Annotated in this window: 2 protein-coding genes; one reads left to right on the top strand and one right to left on the bottom strand. The window is 38.0% G+C overall.

Annotated elements, in window-relative coordinates; all coding sequences use genetic code 11:
- Positions 1–115: 115 nt before the first annotated feature.
- A complete protein-coding gene (locus AACQ14_RS23000) occupies positions 116–1,393 on the bottom strand; it encodes an IS110 family RNA-guided transposase (protein ID WP_339365892.1) in 1,278 nt (425 codons plus the stop codon).
- A gap of 130 nt (positions 1,394–1,523) precedes the next feature.
- Between AACQ14_RS23000 and AACQ14_RS22995 the strand changes: the two genes are divergently transcribed.
- On the top strand, positions 1,524–1,676 hold the full coding sequence (locus AACQ14_RS22995; protein WP_339365891.1) for a hypothetical protein: 153 nt from the start codon (positions 1,524–1,526) through the stop codon (positions 1,674–1,676).
- Positions 1,677–1,823 lie beyond the last annotated feature (147 nt).

Below are 1,823 nucleotides of genomic sequence, written 5' to 3'. Positions count from 1 at the left end.
AGCAATTTGGTAATATGTCAAGAAGTAAATTCATATGATTCCGAAAAAAATGGGTAACTTTAATAGACCTACGGTCTTTCAAAAGAAAAAACGTAAGTTGGTATTTATTTATGAATTACCTACTCTTGTCCAGAGAGTAGAGTTGGCTTTTGTCCAGCAGTCCAAAAAGCATACGTAAAAATTTACGGGAGGTCAACGCGAGTGCTCGTTTGTGCTGATGAGTGGTAACTTCAGCATATTTCTTGTCATAGAAGGCCTTGTATTCGGGACAGTTTCTGATAACACTGTTAGTGGCTTCTATAATGTAATAACGCAGATAACGGTTTCCAGCTTTGCTCATGGGCGTATTGTCAGCCTTGAAGTTACCAGATTGATTTTCTTTCCAGACAATACCACAGTATTTAGCCAAGGAATTGTTGTTTCGGAAGCATTTAATACTTCCAATTTCAGCTAAAATGGCAGCCGAATAAACTTTACCTATACCAGGGATAGAATTTAGTATGAGGTATTCAGTAGGGTTTAAGCCTTTTACAGTTCTAAGAATTGCAACATCAATGGCTTTTAATTCTTTCTTAAAAGCCGAAATACAATTAAATGAACTGCTGATAGAAACGGTAAGTGGTTCGTATAAACATTTGTCGAGTATATAAGAGTTCCTAGCCGCAGCTTGTATTAGAGAAGCCGTTTCAGCAGGATTAGATATTCTGTTACGGCTCTTACGACTAATGAATTCAATGAGTTCTTCGGTAGAAGAATTTACTAAATCCTCATTGGTCATAAATTCAGTGAGCAAGGCTTCGGCGGTAGCACCATATTTATTAGAAAAAGGATGCTCTTCATTTTTAAGCATGGCGAATTCGCTGAATTTCAGGAAGATATTATTCAGCAAATAGGTTTTTTCTCTGGCAATACATTCAGTGATGTGTAGTCTGTGACGTGTTAAGCGTTGCAGAGCCAGATACTGTGAACCACGCCAAGGTTGGATGTTAATACGCCCAACTCGGGCAAAGTCAGCAATGACAAAAGAGTCAATCCCATCGTTTTTATCCAAAGAATTAAAAGAGGCTTTGTAATTAGCCACTTCTTTAGGATTCAAACAATAAACATGGGTAGAAAAAGGTGCAAGTTTGTTGCAAGAGGATAGATAATTTGCGATATGTACACCATAGAATCCAGTGGATTCTAAACCGATGATGACATAGTGAAAATCCCGATGACGATTTAAGACATCAGCAATCATATCCTCCAATAATTCAGCACCACCTTGAGCATTAGGAATAGACTTCATTTTAATAAAATATTCTTGATGGAAGTCAATAGCAGAAACAACGTTAGTTCGGGAACCAATATCAATTCCCACAAAAAGCGTTGACAGGTAATCGATTTTCTTCATGGATCATCACCACCTTTCTGTTAAGAATGAAGAAAAGTAACCAGGTTTATCCCAAACCAATACACCGGCCTAAACCTCGCGTTATCAGCATTTAACCAGTGAAAATACCCTGCTGGAGGCTAACACTGGGATGCAGCATTTGTGTAATAAGTCTAGGTGTATCGTCCGGGCTGCAAGCTTTTTCGGCAATAGCAATATGCTTTGCAGGAGAGATGAGGCAGCGACCACAACTACGATTCTTATGATAATCATTATAGCATTTGGGATACCTGGCAAAAAGTAAAACTATTAATATTATAGATGTGAAAGGGATGAGCAGCATGAGTGAAAAGAACTTCAGAGATGTAAAAGAATGCTCCCGCATCTATAACAAAAAAGAATAAGTCTGTAACCTAATTTACTGGGCTACAAACTTATTATACGAGGAGAG

Source organism: Vallitalea maricola (assembly GCF_036985595.1).
In the GTDB taxonomy this organism is placed as follows: Bacteria; Bacillota; Clostridia; order Lachnospirales; family Vallitaleaceae; genus Vallitalea; species Vallitalea maricola.
The sequence above is the reverse complement of the archived record's forward strand: the minus strand, read 5'-3'. Positions and strand labels throughout refer to the sequence as shown.